This window comes from Mesorhizobium sp. M4B.F.Ca.ET.214.01.1.1, assembly GCF_004791545.1.
GTDB classification, from domain to species: domain Bacteria; phylum Pseudomonadota; class Alphaproteobacteria; order Rhizobiales; family Rhizobiaceae; genus Mesorhizobium; species Mesorhizobium abyssinicae.
The window spans coordinates 1-279 of record NZ_SRUX01000311.1; the positions used below are offsets into that span (position 1 = coordinate 1).

The window sequence follows — 279 nt, forward strand, 5'->3', positions numbered from 1 at the left end:
TTCGGAATGGAGAGGCCGCCGACATACTGTTCGTTCGGGCGCAGGAACACCTGAGCCATCGGCTCGACAACGTGGCTCGACCCGCTGGCCAGCGAGAACAACAGCGGCCAGCTCATCTCGAGCCCGGCGGTCGCCATGTAGCGTGCGAAGGACGAGCGCATGTCTTCGCTGGGATGTATGTCAGGGTTGGCGGCCAGCTCCTGAATGGCCGCGAGCGAAGCCGATGACGCGCGGACGTAGTCAACATCGCCCTGGAATGCCAGCAGTGGTGTCAATACC

At 63.1% G+C, this 279-nt stretch carries 1 pseudogene; it reads right to left on the bottom strand.

Annotated elements, in window-relative coordinates:
• Positions 1 to 279: pseudogene (locus EN857_RS34365) on the bottom strand (LPS assembly protein LptD); the annotation flags it as partial.